This window comes from Pseudoalteromonas sp. Ps84H-4 (assembly GCF_024124645.1).
GTDB lineage: Bacteria > Pseudomonadota > Gammaproteobacteria > Enterobacterales > Alteromonadaceae > Pseudoalteromonas > Pseudoalteromonas lipolytica_C.
In genome coordinates this window covers 28,431-47,329 of the sequence record NZ_JAMXSK010000028.1, presented here as the reverse complement: position 1 = coordinate 47,329, position 18,899 = coordinate 28,431, and the positions used below count along the sequence as shown (strand labels likewise).

Here is an 18,899-nt window from a genome sequence, read left to right as displayed (position 1 = left end):
GTTGCATGCGCTCTGTCAGATGACACAGTAACCACAGGTGCTGCTGTGAGCGTTTGAAGCGCCGCACTTTACTGCCGTAGTAATCAATAAGGCCGCTGAAGTGTTGTCGATTTTTTAGCGACAGATTGAGCCTGTCCACAACGTCATTTATTTGCGTGTGCCATGGTGCTAACCGGTGGTAAATGGCGAGCTCTTTTTTAAGCTCAGGCACGGTCAGACTTTTGGCACCACCCCTGAGATGGCTCAGACTCAGCCCGTCGTCTTTAGTAGTGATTATGTTGTCCAGAAAGACGTTAAGTTCATTACTGGTAAGTTGATTCAGTTGGAGCGTCAGGTCTTTTCTGACCTGTTGCATTGTGCGGCTTATCAGTCTTTGAAGCACGGAGTACTTAGGAATGGCAATGTTATGGCTGGCAAGGTATTCAATGGCCGCATCAAAGAGGTGTCGAGGCTCCAGCCAGGCATGACCAATGTAAACCAGGTGGTGGCACAGAGCATTGAGGTGCTGTTTTTCATTCCACTTATTGTAATTTAGTAGACGCAGTATCCTTGAGTAAATACGGTCACGCTGCATTTTACTGACACTGAAAGGCCTGATCCCTTTACCTCTTTGAATTTGGGAGGCAATAAACTGCATGTCGATACTGATATCACGGAAACTCGGAGCAATGATCACTGGCTTAGATTTAAAATAGCCCAGAAGCGCCACGAAATAACAACGATGTTTAGTAAGCCTGATAGTACGGCATTCGGCCTGTTCTACATCGTTTAGCGAAAAATACAAACGTTGTTCCTCAATAGAAAACTGAGGTGCTGAATACAAGTCTCGTTGTTCTGCCTGAGTCAGAATCGAGAGTTCATTACTAATTGCCATGATGAATAAACGCCAATATGATTGATGGTGTTTATATAAGATGGCAGAATATTGGAAGGTAACCCACCGCCACAGACCATATAATATAATACCTGTAGCGTTCTATGTTACTTTAGAGGGGAAAATCCCTAGAACCCCTTAATGTCAGCGACGCTCTCTAGAGGTAAAATGGTATTATCAGGCATTAAAACAGATACTTGTTTCAAATCATTTATTGAGCCAATCTGACTTGCTTTGTGCTTCGACGAAGCACCGAAAACAATAGGCGTAAATTTATTAACGGTAACTAGTTTAGATATTTGTGAGCCTTCAAGTTGTGGCTTTAGAAAATCAGTTAATGCTTTAGTGGTTAAACCAAATTGATGAGCTATTTCAGGTTTTAATGAAATGCGAATGTATTTTCCACCCTCTATCAATGCTGTTTGTATGTCTTGACTACCAGATACTTGGCTTACTAACACTTTCATTTTTTCAGCGATATTTGCTAATTCTTGGACTTTATCCCCAAAAACTTTTATTGATACATCGCCTGTAGTGCCAGTTAGCATTTCAGTTACCCGCATTTGAATAGGTTGAGTAAAATTCGTGTTCATACCGGGGTAATTTGATAATACGTTGCGTATATCTTCGATTAGCTGTTGCTTGGTATCAAAGCGCCACTCATTTTGAGGCTTCAACTCCATGAATATATCCGTTTCATTTAGGCCCATAGGATCTAGGCCAAGCTCATCTGATCCAGTTCTGGCTACAATTTGAAGTATTTCAGGTACTTGTTTTAGTAGTGCTTTCTCTACTTGGGTATCAATATTTAGAGAGGATTGCAGGGTAATAGATGGCGACTTTTCTAGTTGAACAATGATGTCTCCTTCATCCAACGTAGGCATAAAACTTTTCCCCAAACTTACAAAGGCAAAAATGCTTGTGATCAACACCAAAAAAGCTATCGATGATGCTGATTTAGGTGAATTAATAACGCTTAATAGCGACTTTTTGTACTGTATTTGTAATGATTTGATGAAGCTAGGCTCACTCGCTTCATTTGATTTCAGTATCATTGAAGCTAGCACCGGGATGCAAGTAAACGCTAAAACTAGCGCAGATAACATCGCAAAAACAATCGTCAATGCAACAGGCGTAAACAGCTTCCCTTCTAACCCTGAAAGAGTTAATAGAGGGGAAAAAACAATAACGACAATTAATGTTCCTGATACAGTTGGCACAGAAACTTCTTTACATGCTCTATAAATAACATGCAGCTTAGGAAGTTTGCTGTTTTCTGAAAGCCTATTTACAGTATTTTCAACAACGACAACAGATGAATCAACAAGCATACCAATAGCAATAACTAAGCCTCCTAAACTCATTAAATTTGCTGATATGGAAAAATGGCTCATTAATATAAAAGTAGCAAGAGCTGCCACCGGCAAGGATATAGAGACAATTAGTGCCGCTCTAAAGTTGCCAAGAAATAAGGCTAGCAATATGATAACGAGCACTACAGCTTGAACTAATGCATTTGTGATGGTTTCAATAGCAGTACTAATCAAATTAGATCTGTCATAAAAGACATTGATAGTAGTGCCACTAGGTAGTGAGCGCTCTAGTTCTAAAAGTTTTTCTTTAACTGAACTTACTACTTGGTCGGTATTACTGTTTTTTAGCGCAATAACTAAGCCTTGTACGGCCTCTTCACCATTATGTGTCACTGCACCATAACGTATTAAACTTCCTTCGTTGATTGCTGCAACATCGGCTAACCTGATTATTCCTTGTTGGTTGTTTTTTATAACTAACTGACGTATATCATCAATTTTTTCAAATTGTCCTTGTGTTCGAACAACAAAATTGTCGTTACCTTTGTTTATTCGGCCAAGTCCTCCATTTAAATTGTTAGCTATTACGGCTTGTTCAATATCACTAAAAGAAACGTCTAGTGATTTCATTTTCAAAGTAGTTGGTGTTATTTCATATGTTTTTACATAGCCGCCTAAACTGTTTACATCTGCGACGCCTTCAACTGTTCGAAGAATCGGTCTGATCTGCCAGTCCAAAATATCACGTCGCTGTTGAAGGCTTAAGTTTGGATTATCAACTGTAAACATAAAAATTTCACTTAGAGGCGTACTCATAGGAGCAAGACCACCAGAAATACCCTCTGGGAGTTCAGCCCAAATATTCATCAGCCTTTCATTTACTTGTTGTCTCGCCCAATAAATATCAGTGCCTTCTTCAAAATCAAGTGTAATATCAGTAATAGAATATTTTGTGGTTGAACGAAGAATCTTTTGAGATGGAATACCGAGTAACTCTGTTTCGACAATACGTGTAATTTGAGTTTCTATTTCCGAAGTTGTCATTCCCGGTGCTTTTAAGACGATTTTTACTTGGGTAGGAGAAATGTCGGGAAAAGCATCAATTGGCAAATTAAACCAAGCGTTGACTCCTGCAGCAGTCACGAGCAAAGTCAAAATAGTAATAAAAATTCGTTGAATAAGAGAAAACCTGATCACCGCACTTATCATCGTTTATTCTCCCAGCCCGAGAAATAGACCTTGGGCAATGCTAACAAAGGAGCTAAGTACTTCGGCTTGAGGTGTTAGATTGTCAGATTGAACAATGTAGCTATCATTCTCATTGCCAATAATAATGACCTTAACTAAGTTTATTTCTTGTCCTCGTTTTACTGCAACATAGCTTTTGTTATTGAGTTCGAATAATGACTGGTGAGGGACTTTAATACCTTCAATTAAAACGATAGGTGTTAGTAACAGTTGTTGCCCGAGTTTAAGCTCACACGATGAGTCGAAACTACTCCATACTGTTTGCTTATAACGGCTGATTGTTTCGTCAACATTTTCTACTTTTAGTATGCAATTATCTTCAGTTTTAAATGAGTTAACATTTTTTACATTGCTAGCTAATAGCGAAGATTTTACAAAAACATTATGGGAAGGAATTATTTCAAAAAGGTATGGTGATTGTTCGTTCGTATACTCAAGTTGACCATTAGAAGGACTGATTATAAAAATATCGCCGTTCTTATCGATGGCTAATTGTTGTAGTGCATGGCTTAAGTGTTCAAAACTTAACTTTGCTTGAAGATAGGTTTTGTTGATGTCTAACCATTCAGCACTTTTTATCGTTTTCGAATTTGCATAATTTTTAACAGACTCAAGATGCTTCTTACTTTTTAAAAGTATTGATTTACTGGCATCTATTTCTTCTAAGAAGTGATTTACTTCTGGCCCTTCTATTCTAGCTACTTTTTGTCCTTTACTTACCTTAACACCCGGATTGTATAAAAAAGATATTTGTTGCGGTGTAAAAGGCAGTTGTACTTTGAAACTGGATTTAGGTTTGAAGGATACTTCTCCAAGCACTTGCTCTATCTCCATACTGTCAACCCGATGTACGGTTTGGAACTTATGTTTAAAATTTCCCAATTGTGAAATGGCGATCACTGAATTGGTGACTTGTTCAGCTTGAATATGCATGCTTAAAACAGTTAACAACATTGACGCTATTAATGAGAATAATCGATATGAGGTTGCTATCATTTGTTACTGACTCTTGTTAGGCTAACTGGGATAGTTGCCTTGAATGGTTTGTAAAGTGAAGTTACCTTACAAATAATGTTTAGTTTTTACGTCAGGCATGTGTTGTAGATTCATGAGACAAATGTCCCATAGACTTTTTAACTGGTTGATTTTAAATGAAAGATAAATCGATAGCGGTGCTTCTAGCTATAATAATGGTACTCAATTTTTTTGATGTAATTACTGATATTTCTTTAGGTGTTCCAACTTGGCATATTGTCGAAGAAAGCTTGATTGTTTTAGCTTCAGCGATTGGTTTTGTTTTTTTGGTTCGAGATATTTCAAACCGCACAAAGCGTATTAAACAGTTGAAAAGTGAATTAGATAAATCGGGCATTCAACTAAAAAATATTTCGGAAGAAATGAAGCGCGCTCGTATAAAGTACAGTGAAGTCATAAATGAACAGTTTAATCAGTGGAGACTGACAAAAAGTGAACAAGAAGTTGCTATGTTAATGCTGAAGGGATTGAGTTTTAGAGAAATTAGTGGTGTAAGAGATACCAAAGAAAAAACAGTTCGTCAGCAGGCTTCTAGTATATATGTCAAAGCGGATGTAGAGGGTCGGCATGAGTTTTCAGCTTGGTTTTTAGAAGACTTCATGGAGCCAGACAGTACACTAGAGTAGAGTAGTCATCCTTTATCTTACCTACTATTATCTAGAAGATAAGAACACTTTAGCTTATGTAAAGTTGAATAATCTAAAAGGCATAGGCTTAACTTGAAATAATGGCCGTTTTTGACAAAGAGCCGCAATTCGCCTCTGAAACGTTTTTGTCCAGAAACGTGTTACATCCCCATTAGCGGACACTCAATCTTGACACCAAGTGATCAAAAACCAATCGAATACGTTGTGGTACTGGACCACGTTGAGGGCGATAAATATATAAATCCCAAGGCACAGGCTCGATCTCTTCTAACACTCTCACAAGTTTCTCTTGGCGTAATAAGTCTTGGGCCAAAAAGTCAGGAATTTGAGCAAACCCCAGTCCATTTTGTATAGCCATTAATTCAGCTTCGGTGTCGGCACTTCGAAAACGTGTTATGGATGGCGTCCACTGTCTGTCCATGGAAAAAACCCATGGCCAAAGCTTTCCCGTATTGCGATCTACTAACCCTGTAACCGGCAAGTGGTTTAGTTCTTCAATAGACGCAGGCCTTCCCACTCTATTTATTAAGTCAGGCGAAGCCACGACATACATATTAATTTTGGTGAGCTGGCGGGCAATAAATCGACTATCTCTCATGAAGCCGATACGAATCCCAATATCTATTTTTTCGTCAACTACATCCACGCGCTCGTCACTGAGTGTCAGGTCTATATCTAGTTGAGGATGTATTGTTGAAAGTTCCAGTAACACAGGCATTAAGCACTTATGACCAAAACCAACAGGCGCTGCGATACGAACACGCCCTTGTAATTCATTACCCGAGTTAGGGGCGCTTGTTTGAAACAATTCATCTACAGCGCGCAGGCGTTCTTTTGCTATCAAAGCAAATTTTTCTCCAACTAGGGTCACTTGTATGTGTCGAGTATTTCGATGAAATAAAAGCTCCCCTTGCAATCGCTCTAACTCCTTCACTGCTCGCGTCACTGCCTGAGGAGAAATTCCCAGACGGTTAGCCGCTTCTTTAAAGCTGCGAGACTCAGCAGCAGTACAAAATATCCGGAGCATTTCCAATCTGTTAAGCATCACAGTCACATTCAGGTTTGAAATAAATACATAAATATTATTCCAAAATATGGAATTGTGAAATTAAAATATTTCCATTTATTGATTTTTGAAGGTAAGAGATACTTTGCTTGTTATTTAGACAACGTCATTCAACTTATTTGAGGATATTAACTATGAGCAGTGTTTTAGCAAATAACATCAGCGGTAAGGTCGTTGTTATCACTGGTGGTAGCAGCGGTTTAGGCGAGACCACGGCAAGACATTTAGCCAGCCTTGGCGCATCTGTTGTTTTAGGTGCCCGACGCATTGAGAAGCTTGAAGCTATTGCTGCTGACATACGTGCAGCGGGCGGAGAAGTTGCGGTTCAAGCGACAGATGTGACTAGCCAGGACGAAGTGAAGGCCCTTGTAAATCTTGCACAAGAGCGCTTCGGTAAAGTTGATGTGGTTATCAATAATGCAGGGTTAATGGCGATTGCACCGTTAGCTGAGACTCGAGTTGACGAATGGGATCGCATGATTGACATCAACGTTAAAGGTCTGCTGTATGGAGTAGCCGCAGCGCTTCCGATCTTTCAGGCTCAGGGAGCAGGCCACTTTATCAATATTTCTTCCGTAGCGGGTATCAAAGTATTCAGTCCCGGCGGCACGGTTTACAGCGGAACCAAATTCGCTGTTCGCGCTATTGCCGAAGGCTTACGCCATGAAGTTGGCGGTAAAATTCGTTCAACAATCATTTCACCAGGTGCAGTCGAATCTGAATTAAAACATGGAAGTTCAGATACTCAAGGTGCAGCCTTTGTAAAAGATTTTTATCAGCAAAATGAAATTCCATCTGAATCTGTTGCTCGTGCTATCGCATACGCAATTGAGCAGCCTGCGGATGTGGATATCAACGAGATTGTTCTGCGCCCAACTGTTCAAGAGTTTTAATTCGTTTAATAAAAGACCGATTAACCAGCGGGTGATTTAACCACCCGCTGAATATTCAGTTTGTGAGGTTATTGATGACAGCGTTAAACAGACAAATGCGTGGTTTGGTATTAGATAGCTATGAAGAGGATACAGTATTCCGGGATGCCCTGATTAACTTACCCTCTCCATCAGCAGGTCAGGTGCAAGTAAAAATATTTGCAAGTGGAGTCAATCCTATTGATTACAAGATCCGCCAAGGTATCGCTCCTTACGCCATGCCGGAATTGCCCGCAGTACTTGGCACCGATTTAACTGGAGAAATTGTTGCTGTCGGCGACGGCGTCACCGACTTTGCAATAGGCGATGCCGTTTATGGTCTGACTGGCGGAGTGCGAGGATTGCAAGGATCATTGGCTGAATATGCCAACGTAGATGCTGAGTTACTTGCTCTCAAACCGAAAAATTTGTCCATGCGTGAAGCTGCGGCTTTACCTCTGGTTGCACTTACCGCTTGGGAAGGTTTGGTTGACAAGGCGAATGTTAAAGCGGGCCAGAAAGTCCTTATCCAAGGTGGAGTTGGCGGAGTTGGGCATGTAGCTGTGCAAATTGCTAAGGCCTTAGGTGCCGACGTTTATGCCACTGCGTCGACTGGAAAACAACAACTGCTCAAGGCGCTAGGTGCCACGCCAATTGATTATCACACTGCAAGCCCTGCTGAGTACGTGGACGCATACACCCAAGGCAAAGGATTCGATATCATTTACGACACTGTCGGTGGCTCTGTACTCGATGCTTCATTAGATATCATTGCACATTATGGACATATTTTAAGCTGTGCTGCATTCAGTTCACATAACCTGGCACCGTCGTCATTACGCTCTGCAACATTGTCAGCGATTTTTGTGTTACATCCACAGCTCAGCGGAGAGGGGCGCAAACATCATGGTGACATTCTGCGGCAAATTACGGCTCTTGTTGAAGCTGGACAAATTAAGCCACTACTCGATCCGTTACGCTTTTCCCTAGACACGGCAATGGATGCACATAATGCCGTAGAGTTGGGAGCCATGGGTAAAGTCGTTATTGATGTAATTACTTAAAAAGTCATTGTTGAGGATGCATATGAGCCCAAGAAAACTAATTCGAACTGTTCGTTTCCATGAATTAGGTGGCCCCGAGGTATTAACTATTGACTCGCTGGCGAGTCAAAGTTTGCAGGCCACTGATGTACGTATTGCGGTCAAAGTTGTTGGGCTCAATCGTGCTGATGCCATGTTTAGGCGAGGCAGCTATATAGAAAAGGCTGACTTCCCTTCGCGAATCGGCTATGAAGCATCCGGGATAGTCATTGAAGTCGGGGAAGAGGTAAATCATTTACGCCTTGGGGACGAGGTTTGTATTGTCCCTCAGATGGGGCTTTCTCAGAACGGCTGCTACGCAGAAGAGATTGTCGTACCAAGTGAATATGTGGCACTCAAACCAGCAGGGCTAACCTTTGCTGAAGGCGCAGCAGCTTGGATGCAGTACATGACAGCTTATGGCGCTTTGGTCGAAATTGCTAACGTGCAAAAAGGCGATGCAGTACTGATAACCGCCGCATCGAGCAGTGTTGGATTGGCTGCGATTCAAATTGTGAATGCTCTGGGGGGTATCCCAATCGCTACAACTCTAACAGGAGCTAAAAAGGCTGCTGTGCTCAAGGCTGGCGCGGCCCATGTGATTGCAACCCAAGAAGAACCGCTGCTGGATAGCTTGAGAAGTATCTTGGGAGAAAACAATTTAAAAATCGCATTTGATGCTGTCAGTGGGCCGCAGATAGCTGAAATTGCTGAAGCAATGAGCCCTGAAGGAACAATAATAGTTCACGGAGCATTAAGTCCCGAAACAACTCCTTTTCCCTTAAAAATAGCACTTCGTAAAAGTCTGACAGTTAGGGGGTATGTGTTTACTGAAGTTATAAAAGACATCGAGCGTTTTCGCAGAGCAAAGCAATTTATCCTCTCGGGTTTATCCGAGGGAACACTCAATCCTGTCATTGATCGAAGCTTTAAATTTGAAGAGATAGTAGCAGCGCATCACTATCTGGAGTCCAATCAGCAGATTGGTAAAATAGTGGTCGAACTTGATTAACAGTTCGTAGCTTACGCTAGTCTCTCAACTCAGTCAGTGCCTGATTATAATTAGCGTGGGCTTTTTTGCGGAAATCGAATGAACTAAATCAGAATCTTACGATCAGATCAGGGATATTCATTCACTAACTTTGATTACATGCCGAAGCCTCGCTAAAAACCACTAACTGGCGCAAGTACAATATTTCAGGCGTGACAGATGCGGAAGTACTCCCAAATTTACTCAAACGAACACGCCGATCCATCAAGGAAATTTCGGGAGAAGGCGCCTACGATACAAGGGAGTGCCACAGGGCGATTAGGGTTAAGAAAGCGATACCTCTACTAATCCCTCCACGTGAAGGAGCCGCCTTCTGGGAAAAAGGTCATCCACGTAATCTGGCGGTTGGTTGCCAAAAGCTCTATGGTTCGAACAAAAAGTGGAAACGAAAATATGGTTACCACAGGCGTTCATTGTCGGAGACCGCTAAGTATCGCGCAAAACAACTACTAGGCGCTTCACTCACGCTTCGAAATTACAATGCACAAGTTGGGGAGACATACGCCATGCTCAAAGCACTCAACAAGCTAACAGGGATAGGTATGCCCGAAACTCAGTATATCGTTTAAAATGCAAACGATTTTGCTAGGGCTGTTGATCTTTGTAGTACATATATCAATCAGCCCACATTGGTAGCCACATCATAGTAAATGCTAAAGCGAGCATTGAATGATAATTTCGTTCAAGCTTTTCATACCGCGTGGCTATCCCTTTATATTGCTTAATACGGCCAAATGCATTCTCAACCAAGTGCCGATATTTGTACATGCACCAGTCAATATCTTCATTGCCTACTAAACGGTTGCCCTTACGTGGAATAACGAGAGTAGCGTTATTATCACGAATAAACGCTCTCAGTTTTTCACTGTCGTAGCCTTTATCTGCGACAACCATATTACTTGTTGGGCAATTAGCTACGAGTGACTCTGCATGGACGATATCATGCGTATTTCCACAGGATAATTCATAATAAACAGGCAATCCTCCGCTATCGACTGCAAGATGAATTTTCGTAGAATTTCCACCTCGGCTCTTTCCAATTGATTCATTGTCAGCAGTTCTTGCACCGCAACTATGTTGATGAGCCCTGACAATACTGCCATCAATGAAGACCCAATCCATGTCCGCATCACGAGATAATGCGCGAAACAGTTCATTCAAAATCCCTTTTTTGGACCATAAATTAAACCGTCTGTAGATAGCACTCCAACGGCCAAAATCAGAAGGTAAATCTCGCCATGGAATACCTGTGCGCATCTTATACAGTATGCCTTCGAGCGTTTTTCTTTGGTCGGGCTTATTATAAATTCGACCACTTAAGTACATTACTTTTGATAAGACATTCCATGTCCCGTCTGTTAACATTAATCTTGGCATGTAGGTTCGGTGTAAAGTTTTCTGGCGAATTCAATTATACTTTATCTTCATGCTGTTTGTTCTTCATACCACAAAGATCAACACGCCCTAGTAATAAAGAATTTTCTATTATTTATTTAAATTATCTAACTCTTTTTCAAGATCTTTCATTGCTTTTTGGGCTTTAAACTCTTCGTAAAGAGCTTCGCGTGAACTTGGATCTAAACGCTTACCAGATTGAGCGACCAGGTTATTAAACGTTTCTTGTGTATTGCTCATTACAACGAATGTACAAAGCTGTTTTACACCATCTAATTTAGCAAAAGCAACTTCTTGCGGCACAGCACCCACAAGGCTTTGCTGTGCAACTTGCTTACTTACTTGCTCAAACGTTCCACCAACATTTAGCTCATCATTACTTTGCGCTTTACGTCGATATAGCTTGTCCATAACGCTTGCTTTAACCTGTATCTGTTGTGATAAATCGGCGCGAGCTGCTGCAATAGCTTGTGCTCTGTCGGTAGACATACTGCCAGACCAAGGTACGCATGATGATGAAGCTAACCCTTTATCCGACACAGGTAATAATACCCAGCTTGGCACTGAATCATTTTTTGCTAACGGCTCAGACTGTGTTTGTTGAGTGCTTGAACACGCACCTAAAGCTAAAGCGGCTATAACAGGTAATAACTTTTTCATTTTAAATTCCTTTCAATTGCTTTTGATAATAAGCGGTGCGTTTTACCACTTTTTGTAAGTAATTACGGGTTTCTTGCGCAGGTAAATTGTTAACCATTAAGGTATAAATTTTCTCTGCAGACATTGAATTAGCTGCAATACTTGCCTGATTAAGTGATTTAGAGCCACTTAGCGTTTTGGCTACGTTGCCAGGGCCAGTATTATAAGCAGCTATACTCATGTAAATTCTTGATTGCTCGTTACGTACATTTTTAAAGTAACGATTACTTAAAATATGCACATAAGTACTCCCTGCCTCTACGTTATTATCTGCCTGGAATAAATACTCAGGGCTTAGTAGTAATGGTTTACCTTGCAAAAAGTTACTCACGTCTTTACCCGCTGATGTAGGAACTATTTGCATCAAACCAAAGGCAGGTATGGGTGAGCGAGCTAATGGGTTAAAACTTGATTCAGTATGAATTATGGCTAATAACAATGCCGGCTCTATATTGTAGCGCCTTGCTTGTTGCTGAACCTCAGGTAAGTAACGTTTTGCTTGATTAGAGAGCGTATTAGCAGGCAGCTTATAACTAATTGTTACTCTGTCTTTTTGCTTAATTATTTTAGGCGCCTTGGCAGAAAGTACCTTTTCTACAATCTCGGTAGAAAGCACCGTTTGCTCGGCTATTTTTTTAGGTTGAATCGTTGTTAATGGCTTATTTCTTTCAATTTTTCTATTTAAAGACTGACCCGCAGAAGTGAAGCTCTTATTGTTAATGGTATTATTAGCTGCAATATATACCGGATCCTTTGCAAGTGTTTTATCAACCGAGACTTGAGCAAGTTCATTTAATTGCTCTTTTGCATATTCAACAGCTTGCTCGTTGTTTCGGCTATTTAATAGCTCAACCACCACTTCACCACTTTCAAAATTTACACTGGTGCGTTTATTTAAGTCATCACTGTATTTGACCCATACTTTTGAACTTGGCAGATTTGGGTCTTGCCATTTTGTAGTTACTTGTTTTAAATATGCATTTTGCGCATCATGCCAAGCACTTACAAACGCTTCAAATTCTTGCTTTTGTTGTTGCTCAAACTGGCTAAACTCACTCTGGCGCTTTTTTAGAAAAGCCTCAAATTCAGCCTCATTATTCGTTTGAGCTATGCTGGTAAAACCCATTGTTAAATTAGCGAATACGCCTATTTTTAGAAGAATTTTAGCTATTGGATGCATTTTTATATCCCAATAAAATTAAAAGTAGCTACTTAAATCATCAGCTGGTAGGTTATCAAAAGCAGTTTGAGCAGCTAAATTTAAACGCTTACAATCTAAACTTTTGCATTGCTGGGTTAGTGAAATAACTTGCTTGTAGCGCCTATTAACAAACCACGTTTGTGCAACTGACGCTTTAGCTTCATCGAGTATTAACTCACTCACTTTTAAATATTTATCGAGATAGCTTAAGCGTTGCTCTTCTGGTGATTGATCTGCAACTAATGCCACCGCATCAGACATTGTTGTAGGGTGGTTTAATGCTATTTGCAATAAAGAACGTAAGTTTGTTTTATCTTTTTGGCTACCAATCTGCCAAGCAGCTCTAACGGCAAGACCTGCTTCGTTAATATCATGCGCAGCAGGTATTACAACGCCAGTACAAGTTAACCATTCTTGCTGTTTTTCTTGCTTATAGCCCGCAATCTCAGCGTCAATAAAGCTTACCGATACTGGCAAAGTAATATTGAGCTTTTTAGCTAAAGTATTTTTAATAATACTGCGCTGGGGCAGGGTCAACGCATTTCGACATGCCTGCTCAAGCGCATTTTTTGCACTCGTTTTTAACGCCATTACTCGGGCGTATTGACCATTAGCCTGGCTTTTAAAATAAGCAGTTTGCTTTTCAATTGTTTGCTCTGAGTCAAAGGTGCCCGAAGCCACCAATGTAAGCGCTAAAATAGGTGCTAACATTAAAGCTCCTTTTCACTCGCTACTTTACCTGATGCCCCCTGAGGATTAGCCGCTTTATCATTTAACCCACCATGAGCTTTAATTTTATGACCATAACGACTGACGCCGTTTACTGTTTGTCCATTATTACCAGCCATTTCTTTTGCAGCTTGGCGCGCTGTTGCCTCTAAACTTGGCGCGTAAACAGCAACACTGTACTGCCAGAAACCATCATCACTTGCAAAACTTTTGACGCTCACTCCCGGTGGTAATTTACCCTTTGCAACAGTTGAGTATTCATCTGATGTTTTTAATTGATTTAAAAAAGTACTGCGGTCTTCTTCAAGAATTTTTACTTGCTGTGGATCATTTAAATATGGGTCTTCGTATTCAAACTGCTTAGTGCCTTCCATTTGCTTTTCATTAAAGCTACCTTGCCAATACACTTGTTCACCTTGAATGGTGGCAAGCAACGCTGAACGGGCACGCGTTTGTGATTGAGATTTAGCAACACCTTTAAGCTTACGTGCAACCGTTTTATTTCGGTTTTGACGGGCAATGGCTGAGCCGTAACCTAATACAATTACTTCTCCCGTTTCTGCATTAGTTAGTACTTTAGCGCCTACAGGAGGTAAAACACCGCTTTTAACATCACCAATTACTTGTTGAAAAATAGCATTTGGCTCAGTAGTCACCGCTACGGCACCGCGGTTTTCTTTAATTTGAGCACGTGTTTTTGGTGTTGAAATCAGGCTTACTCGTACACCTTTTTCATCAACGTTGTCGTATACATCATAGGTAACAAAACCCGCTAGCGAACCAGATACAGACTCTTTACACGCTTCCATCATATTAGTCTGTTCATTTACAGTACTTTCGACGCCTGTATCGATAGAATCCATAATTGCAGACACGACATTGCTGCACTGATGCTCCACTCCCTTCATATTTTCAATTAATTGTTTTTTAGCAATTAGATACGCTTGATTATAAGCCCCGCGTTTAGAAAGTAACGATGCATTCATATTGTCGTAAGTGTTATAGCTAGCACTACCGATTGATAAAATACCGGTACCACTGCCAACCTGAATCATTTTTATGCCATCTTCGTTATCATCAATTAGTGCCTGATGCGCAACAGCCACTGCCACATTTGTATCTTTTGCAACCACTACATCGCCAGAAACTTGTGCTTGTTCAGCTCCCGCTACTTGCGCTCCAGGGCGAGCAGGTATCATGTCTGTTAGGCTAAACTCTTCAGTTGCAATTGCAGGCATAGCTAAAACCATTGCTAATGTTAATATTTTAAATTTCATCATCCATCCTTATTTGTACCTGAGTGTAAAATCGTCTTCGACTGTAATTTTCGAAAGGTTTTTTGCTGTTATTGTCATTAATGCTTGATCGAGCGCATTAGCAAGCTCACCGGTATCACCTTTAAACCTAAGGCTTGCTACAGTATATTTTTGTTGTCTGTGTATAGATACGTCGCTTACGCCACCTAATGTACTTAATACATCATGCAGTTTTTCTGGTTGGGTTAACTTATTACTTGGCAACATGACTTCACGAACTAACCCCCCCCTTGCAACAACTTGAGTAAATGCATTATTAAGCGTGCTATGAAGTGCTTTTGATTGTGACTCACTTGCTAAATGTACAGCCATTAAATCTTTTTCAACGTATGGGCCTTTAGGCAATGACATAAATGAAGGGTCGTTTTTCCATTGACCATAAATATTTCCAGCTAAGTCTCTAACGTCAGCAGTTAAATAAAGCTGCCTGTTGTTCCCTCGGCTAATCACTGTAGACTTCGCATAAATAGCTAAACTCGCTACGTTACCAACCTCAATACCCTGCTCGTTTAGCCAAACTTTAAGCTCTGTTTTTAATGGCTCTGGCGCAACAACTTGGACTCTAGGCGAACCAATCATGCTCAGTAATTTAGATGCTTTTTGAATGAGAGGTGCTTTTTCTACCACAGCCAAAATAGTAACTTCTACCCCCCCATTTTTGAGCTCTTTGGTTTGCAGCGTTTGCCACTCTTTAACAAGCCCTTCACTGTGACTCGAAAGCTGTTGACCTATCAGCTCTTGCATACTTGTTGACTCATTACCCTCAGCAATACTCATACTCGTGCTTGAAGATTGGGTATGTTGCTGAGTAAGCCATACACCTACCACTTGCGATACAGCACGTTGTAAAGCATCTTGCTCTGCTATGGTTAGTGCTGTTTTACCTTCTTTTTTCCAGCCTTGGCCTATTACTGTCACACTAAAATTTTGCGTGGTTTGCTGCCAGTTTTGCTGTAGTGGCTCTCCTAATTCCTGTGGATTGAGGCTTACAGTCATGCACGTGTCGTTACCGCTAAGCGTAGGCGTTGAGTAGTTTAAAGGAACAGCACCGGCACTCAACCCTTCCATCATCGTAGTTCGTTGCTGCTCATATAAGCTGGCCGCATCATCATCTAATCTGGATGTTAAATGTTGCTGTGCACCTTGTGTTGTTAGGCTTTTGTTACCTTTAATAAAACTTATAAGCTCGGCACTTGCCTGAGCTTTTGCACCAGAAATAGCCGTGCTACCTCGACCATAAGCACACGCCTGTGTTTGCAGTGTGCCATCAGCCAAGACATCAACCTGGGCTTGTGCACTTAAAGAACACAAAGCTAATAGGCCAAGCTTTTTGATCATGTCCTATTCTCCAAAAAGTCTGCTGGCGTGCCAACCGATACAGCAAATATTTTGGCAACATTTGATGGACGGTAAATGCCATTTTCAGCTTTGTTTTTAACATCATCAGCTGCACGAGAGTCTTTCCAACGAATAATTTCACCATTAGCGCTACTTCGCGAAGGGTTTACATTTGCAACGCCAAGTGGCTCAACAAATCCAGCCTCATAGCTAAAAATGATCATCGTTTCGTTAGGCAGCACACCTGCATTTTGGCCTCTGTCTAAGCTAATCTTATTACCTTTAATACCTAACACTTGCGCTGTTGCTGGCATTTCACTCAACATACGAGTAAGTAAAATATCAATACCACGCGATCCCATGTCGCTAAGTACTGCATTTACATGAGCACTTTGATCAAAATGGAAACCCGCTGCATAGCGTCCGCTTACAGTTGTAAATTTCAACTCTGAGCGATCACGTACATCTTCCGATTTAACACGAATCTTTCCTAAATTTGGGTGCGATAGCTTTTCACGTGTTTGCGGGTTTATAACACCAGTTGTCAGCTCTAATGTGTAGTCGGCCCAATCCGTGATCGCCCCTTCAGTTTTTAGTGTCCTTAGTGAATCAATTTTCACGACAAAATCGGGAATTAATGCTTTAACTTCAGCGCGTTTAGCTGCTGTTGCTACACCTTGTTGTTGTAAAATTAACTGTTGTTCTTTTGAAATAGCATCATCATCACGCGTAACAATTCTAAATCGATTAATACCAGCAAATTGGTTTTCGAGCATAAGCAATAAATTTTGATTATCAAACTCACGCATTGCATCAACACCAATACCACTTCCGCTTACACCAGCTAAGTCAAAATACATACGTACAATAGGTTTTTTGAGTGGGCAACTATCGATTTCACTATTAATATCGAAGGTACAACGCTCTAAACCTTGAGTATCAAAATAGGCTGGCATTACAATATCAGCATCTTTAAATTCATAAGCACTTTTGGCGATTACTGTATTCGAAGCGTTGTTGCTCACTGTGCCAGATTGAGTCGTGCTTCCCTGTTTTGGGCTTGTGTTACAACCAGCCAATAAGGCAATAGTTAGTGCAGAAAGAGTTAAATTTTTGACTAATTTCATTGCTATTCCTAATTATCAAACAGCCACTGACTAGCAGGCGCTTTAATTTGTTTTACTAAATGATTAATCGCGTTTTGTTTTGCGATTTCTTGAGTGCTGGCACTTTCTTGGGCGGATATGTTGTGCTGTAACAGTACTTTAAATGGACTCACGCTTCGAGTAAGTACAATGGTTAGATTTGCTTTAGCGAGGTAGGCATTATCGCTTTGAGCATACTGCCATCGTAATTGTGGCCTTACCCATAAGCGAGTTGAACCACTATGCGGTAACGCATCATTTAGAGCGGACTTTATTTGGCTAATGTTATTAGCGCCTATCACATCGCAAGCGATAGCGCCTAACCCTATTGACTGTTCATTTAAAAGTTTATTTAAAATTTGTTTTATAAATGGCTTAGGGCCAGATAGGTGCTCTAACAAAGCGACTTTTTTTGAGGCAAGATTAAGCTCTTCACTTTTTTGAAGAGCCCATATAAATCGCTGTTCTACATTATTTTTGGGGATGGCTATACGCTCTAGTCCCTCTAAATCAGATTTAAGATTAGCGATTAAAGTCGCTTTTTTTATGCCCACTTTTAAAGCAAATAAATTATTTTGGTTAATCGAATTAAGCTCTTCAAGCCCCGTTAATGTAATAGGTAAACTAGTTAAGCTCGTTGTTTGTTCAAAATAGTTATTTACTCGATTATTTTGCTTTTTTAGCGTTTGTAATTGCTGTGTATTTACATTAACGCTTAACTGAGTCGTAATGTCGGCTAGAGCCGCTTGCTTTGCGGCTAAGCGACTTTCACCAATGCCGACTGCAGTAATGTATTTATCACTTTTATGGGATTTGGTTACCCAGTCAGGCCAACTTTGAGCTGAACAATTAAAAACACATCCTACTAAAAAAGCAAAAATGCTTGTTTTCATCTGCCTTTCTCTTCTTGCTCAAGCTGAAGCTCATTTATAGCTGTGATAGTTGCTTGCTCAAGTTCAATAATCTCGTTTGCTTCAAGTGCTAATGCAAGCTGATCTTTTGCTTTAACAAGTGCAGTGCCTATATCTTTTGGATCTTCTTCTTTTTCGGCGTTTTCTTCATCGCTTGATAACCAAGAGCTAACTACATCACCTCCCATTCGCAAAGCTGTAACTTTAGCTACTGCACTACTGTGCTGGCTCAAAATATAAGCAGACTTAGCTATTTCAATTGTTAAGTCTGTCGCAAGCTCTACATTTTGTTGGTAAATACCTTCATTAGCTAAATTATAAGCCGCAATTTTATGACCAATTTCTTCGTCTTTATTTTTAGCTCCTGCGTCAAATTCAATAATGGCAGCTTGTAATCGTTCAGGTGTAGAATTCTTATGAGCATATAAAAATGCTTGCACATCTCTATAGTTATCAGTTTGAGTGCGATACTCAGCCATAACCTTGCGTTGACGTTCTAAAATAATAGCGGACATATTTAAAAACTCATCTATCCCTGGTTGTACTTCAACTGGGTGAAAATAGCCGAGAGTGTCCATGCGAGTTGTTAACTCTGCAACGGCTGCACTTCTGTCTAGATTAGCAGATGTACTTGTGTCGGTTGTAGATACACAACCGGCGAAAAGGGGGGCGAAGATAATGGCAGATAAGCTAGCTTTTTTCATTAGGTTATTTCCCTATACTTATAAAAACACAAGAAAGCACAAAGCTAAGCTGTTGACTTGGTTCATTCTTCCTTGGATATTTTATTAAAATTACCGAAATTATGAAAAAATGCAACCCTACAAATTAAGAACTTTTTATTTACTTACCTTTCATTTTATTACAAATGTAACGCTGACAAGGCATTCAGCCAGCATTCATACTTTTATCTCATTTTATAAAAAATTTAATTTTTT

Annotated in this window: 17 protein-coding genes and 1 pseudogene; 5 read left to right on the top strand and 13 right to left on the bottom strand. The window is 40.5% G+C overall.

The window, feature by feature from the left end; genetic code table 11:
• From NH454_RS19400 to NH454_RS19390, 3 genes are all read right to left on the bottom strand, one after another.
• Positions 1-874 (bottom strand): DUF4158 domain-containing protein (locus NH454_RS19400; RefSeq protein ID WP_235373812.1); only part of this gene is annotated, 874 nt, incomplete at its 3' end.
• 128 nt (positions 875-1,002) lie between these two features.
• A complete protein-coding gene (locus tag NH454_RS19395) occupies positions 1,003-3,396 on the bottom strand; it encodes an efflux RND transporter permease subunit (RefSeq protein WP_235373813.1) in 2,394 nt (797 codons plus the stop codon).
• A gap of 3 nt (positions 3,397-3,399) precedes the next feature.
• Positions 3,400-4,389, bottom strand: coding sequence for a hypothetical protein (locus NH454_RS19390; protein ID WP_055022336.1), 990 nt, complete (start codon positions 4,387-4,389; stop codon positions 3,400-3,402).
• Positions 4,390-4,586: 197 nt separating this feature from the next.
• Here NH454_RS19390 and NH454_RS19385 point away from each other — a divergent pair, with 197 nt between their 5' ends.
• Positions 4,587-5,096, top strand: coding sequence for a LuxR C-terminal-related transcriptional regulator (locus NH454_RS19385; protein ID WP_062564760.1), 510 nt, complete (start codon positions 4,587-4,589; stop codon positions 5,094-5,096).
• 172 nt (positions 5,097-5,268) lie between these two features.
• On the opposite strand, the gene NH454_RS19380 is transcribed toward NH454_RS19385, so the two are convergent.
• Positions 5,269-6,162, bottom strand: a complete 894-nt coding sequence (locus tag NH454_RS19380) for a LysR family transcriptional regulator (protein ID WP_235373814.1) — start codon at positions 6,160-6,162, stop codon at positions 5,269-5,271.
• 155 nt (positions 6,163-6,317) lie between these two features.
• Here NH454_RS19380 and NH454_RS19375 point away from each other — a divergent pair, with 155 nt between their 5' ends.
• The 4 genes and pseudogenes from NH454_RS19375 to NH454_RS19360 all read left to right on the top strand — a co-directional run.
• A complete protein-coding gene (locus NH454_RS19375; RefSeq protein ID WP_235373815.1) occupies positions 6,318-7,076 on the top strand; it encodes an SDR family oxidoreductase in 759 nt (252 codons plus the stop codon).
• A 74-nt stretch (positions 7,077-7,150) separates the two neighbouring features.
• Entirely contained in the window at positions 7,151-8,158 is a 1,008-nt protein-coding gene (locus NH454_RS19370) for a zinc-dependent alcohol dehydrogenase family protein (RefSeq protein WP_235373816.1), read from the top strand.
• A gap of 22 nt (positions 8,159-8,180) precedes the next feature.
• Positions 8,181-9,188, top strand: coding sequence for a zinc-dependent alcohol dehydrogenase family protein (locus NH454_RS19365; RefSeq protein WP_036973880.1), 1,008 nt, complete (start codon positions 8,181-8,183; stop codon positions 9,186-9,188).
• A gap of 185 nt (positions 9,189-9,373) precedes the next feature.
• Positions 9,374-9,796: pseudogene (locus NH454_RS19360) on the top strand (IS5/IS1182 family transposase); the annotation flags it as partial.
• Between the two features lie 46 nt (positions 9,797-9,842).
• Here NH454_RS19360 and NH454_RS19355 read toward each other — a convergent pair.
• The 9 genes from NH454_RS19355 to NH454_RS19315 form a co-directional block, all read right to left on the bottom strand.
• Positions 9,843-10,604 (bottom strand): IS5 family transposase, encoded by a 762-nt coding sequence (locus NH454_RS19355; RefSeq protein WP_036973881.1) that lies wholly within the window; start codon positions 10,602-10,604, stop codon positions 9,843-9,845.
• A gap of 108 nt (positions 10,605-10,712) precedes the next feature.
• A complete protein-coding gene (locus NH454_RS19350) occupies positions 10,713-11,282 on the bottom strand; it encodes a hypothetical protein (RefSeq protein WP_036973882.1) in 570 nt (189 codons plus the stop codon).
• A 1-nt stretch (position 11,283) separates the two neighbouring features.
• The gene (locus NH454_RS19345) at positions 11,284-12,501 is read right to left on the bottom strand and encodes a murein transglycosylase domain-containing protein (RefSeq protein ID WP_036973883.1); all 1,218 of its coding nucleotides are present in this window, start codon (positions 12,499-12,501) and stop codon (positions 11,284-11,286) included.
• An 18-nt stretch (positions 12,502-12,519) separates the two neighbouring features.
• The gene (locus tag NH454_RS19340; protein WP_036973884.1) at positions 12,520-13,233 is read right to left on the bottom strand and encodes a hypothetical protein; all 714 of its coding nucleotides are present in this window, start codon (positions 13,231-13,233) and stop codon (positions 12,520-12,522) included.
• A complete protein-coding gene (locus NH454_RS19335) occupies positions 13,233-14,528 on the bottom strand; it encodes a hypothetical protein (protein WP_036973886.1) in 1,296 nt (431 codons plus the stop codon). The genes NH454_RS19340 and NH454_RS19335 overlap by 1 nt, the downstream gene beginning before the upstream one ends.
• 9 nt (positions 14,529-14,537) lie before the next feature.
• Complete coding sequence (locus NH454_RS19330) at positions 14,538-15,905, bottom strand: hypothetical protein (RefSeq protein WP_235373817.1); 1,368 nt, start codon at positions 15,903-15,905, stop codon at positions 14,538-14,540.
• Positions 15,902-17,032: a hypothetical protein gene (locus NH454_RS19325; protein WP_036973889.1), complete on the bottom strand. Its 1,131-nt coding sequence runs from the start codon at positions 17,030-17,032 to the stop codon at positions 15,902-15,904. The genes NH454_RS19330 and NH454_RS19325 overlap by 4 nt, the downstream gene beginning before the upstream one ends.
• A gap of 8 nt (positions 17,033-17,040) precedes the next feature.
• Positions 17,041-17,943, bottom strand: coding sequence for an LPP20 family lipoprotein (locus tag NH454_RS19320; RefSeq protein WP_235373818.1), 903 nt, complete (start codon positions 17,941-17,943; stop codon positions 17,041-17,043).
• Positions 17,940-18,665, bottom strand: coding sequence for a hypothetical protein (locus tag NH454_RS19315; protein ID WP_036973892.1), 726 nt, complete (start codon positions 18,663-18,665; stop codon positions 17,940-17,942). Before NH454_RS19315 ends, NH454_RS19320 begins: the two co-directional genes overlap by 4 nt.
• Positions 18,666-18,899 lie beyond the last annotated feature (234 nt).

Coding starts and splice junctions, on each gene's coding strand:
- NH454_RS19390 (WP_055022336.1), bottom strand. CDS start 4,389: ATGTTGTTAACTGTTTTAAGCATGCATATTCAAGCTGAACAAGTCACC.
- NH454_RS19315 (WP_036973892.1), bottom strand. CDS start 18,665: ATGAAAAAAGCTAGCTTATCTGCCATTATCTTCGCCCCCCTTTTCGCC.
- NH454_RS19370 (WP_235373816.1), top strand. CDS start 7,151: ATGACAGCGTTAAACAGACAAATGCGTGGTTTGGTATTAGATAGCTAT.
- NH454_RS19375 (WP_235373815.1), top strand. CDS start 6,318: ATGAGCAGTGTTTTAGCAAATAACATCAGCGGTAAGGTCGTTGTTATC.
- NH454_RS19350 (WP_036973882.1), bottom strand. CDS start 11,282: ATGAAAAAGTTATTACCTGTTATAGCCGCTTTAGCTTTAGGTGCGTGT.
- NH454_RS19325 (WP_036973889.1), bottom strand. CDS start 17,032: ATGAAATTAGTCAAAAATTTAACTCTTTCTGCACTAACTATTGCCTTA.
- NH454_RS19335 (WP_036973886.1), bottom strand. CDS start 14,528: ATGAAATTTAAAATATTAACATTAGCAATGGTTTTAGCTATGCCTGCA.
- NH454_RS19385 (WP_062564760.1), top strand. CDS start 4,587: ATGAAAGATAAATCGATAGCGGTGCTTCTAGCTATAATAATGGTACTC.
- NH454_RS19330 (WP_235373817.1), bottom strand. CDS start 15,905: ATGATCAAAAAGCTTGGCCTATTAGCTTTGTGTTCTTTAAGTGCACAA.
- NH454_RS19320 (WP_235373818.1), bottom strand. CDS start 17,943: ATGAAAACAAGCATTTTTGCTTTTTTAGTAGGATGTGTTTTTAATTGT.
- NH454_RS19340 (WP_036973884.1), bottom strand. CDS start 13,233: ATGTTAGCACCTATTTTAGCGCTTACATTGGTGGCTTCGGGCACCTTT.
- NH454_RS19365 (WP_036973880.1), top strand. CDS start 8,181: ATGAGCCCAAGAAAACTAATTCGAACTGTTCGTTTCCATGAATTAGGT.
- NH454_RS19355 (WP_036973881.1), bottom strand. CDS start 10,604: ATGCCAAGATTAATGTTAACAGACGGGACATGGAATGTCTTATCAAAA.
- NH454_RS19395 (WP_235373813.1), bottom strand. CDS start 3,396: ATGATAAGTGCGGTGATCAGGTTTTCTCTTATTCAACGAATTTTTATT.
- NH454_RS19380 (WP_235373814.1), bottom strand. CDS start 6,162: ATGCTTAACAGATTGGAAATGCTCCGGATATTTTGTACTGCTGCTGAG.
- NH454_RS19345 (WP_036973883.1), bottom strand. CDS start 12,501: ATGCATCCAATAGCTAAAATTCTTCTAAAAATAGGCGTATTCGCTAAT.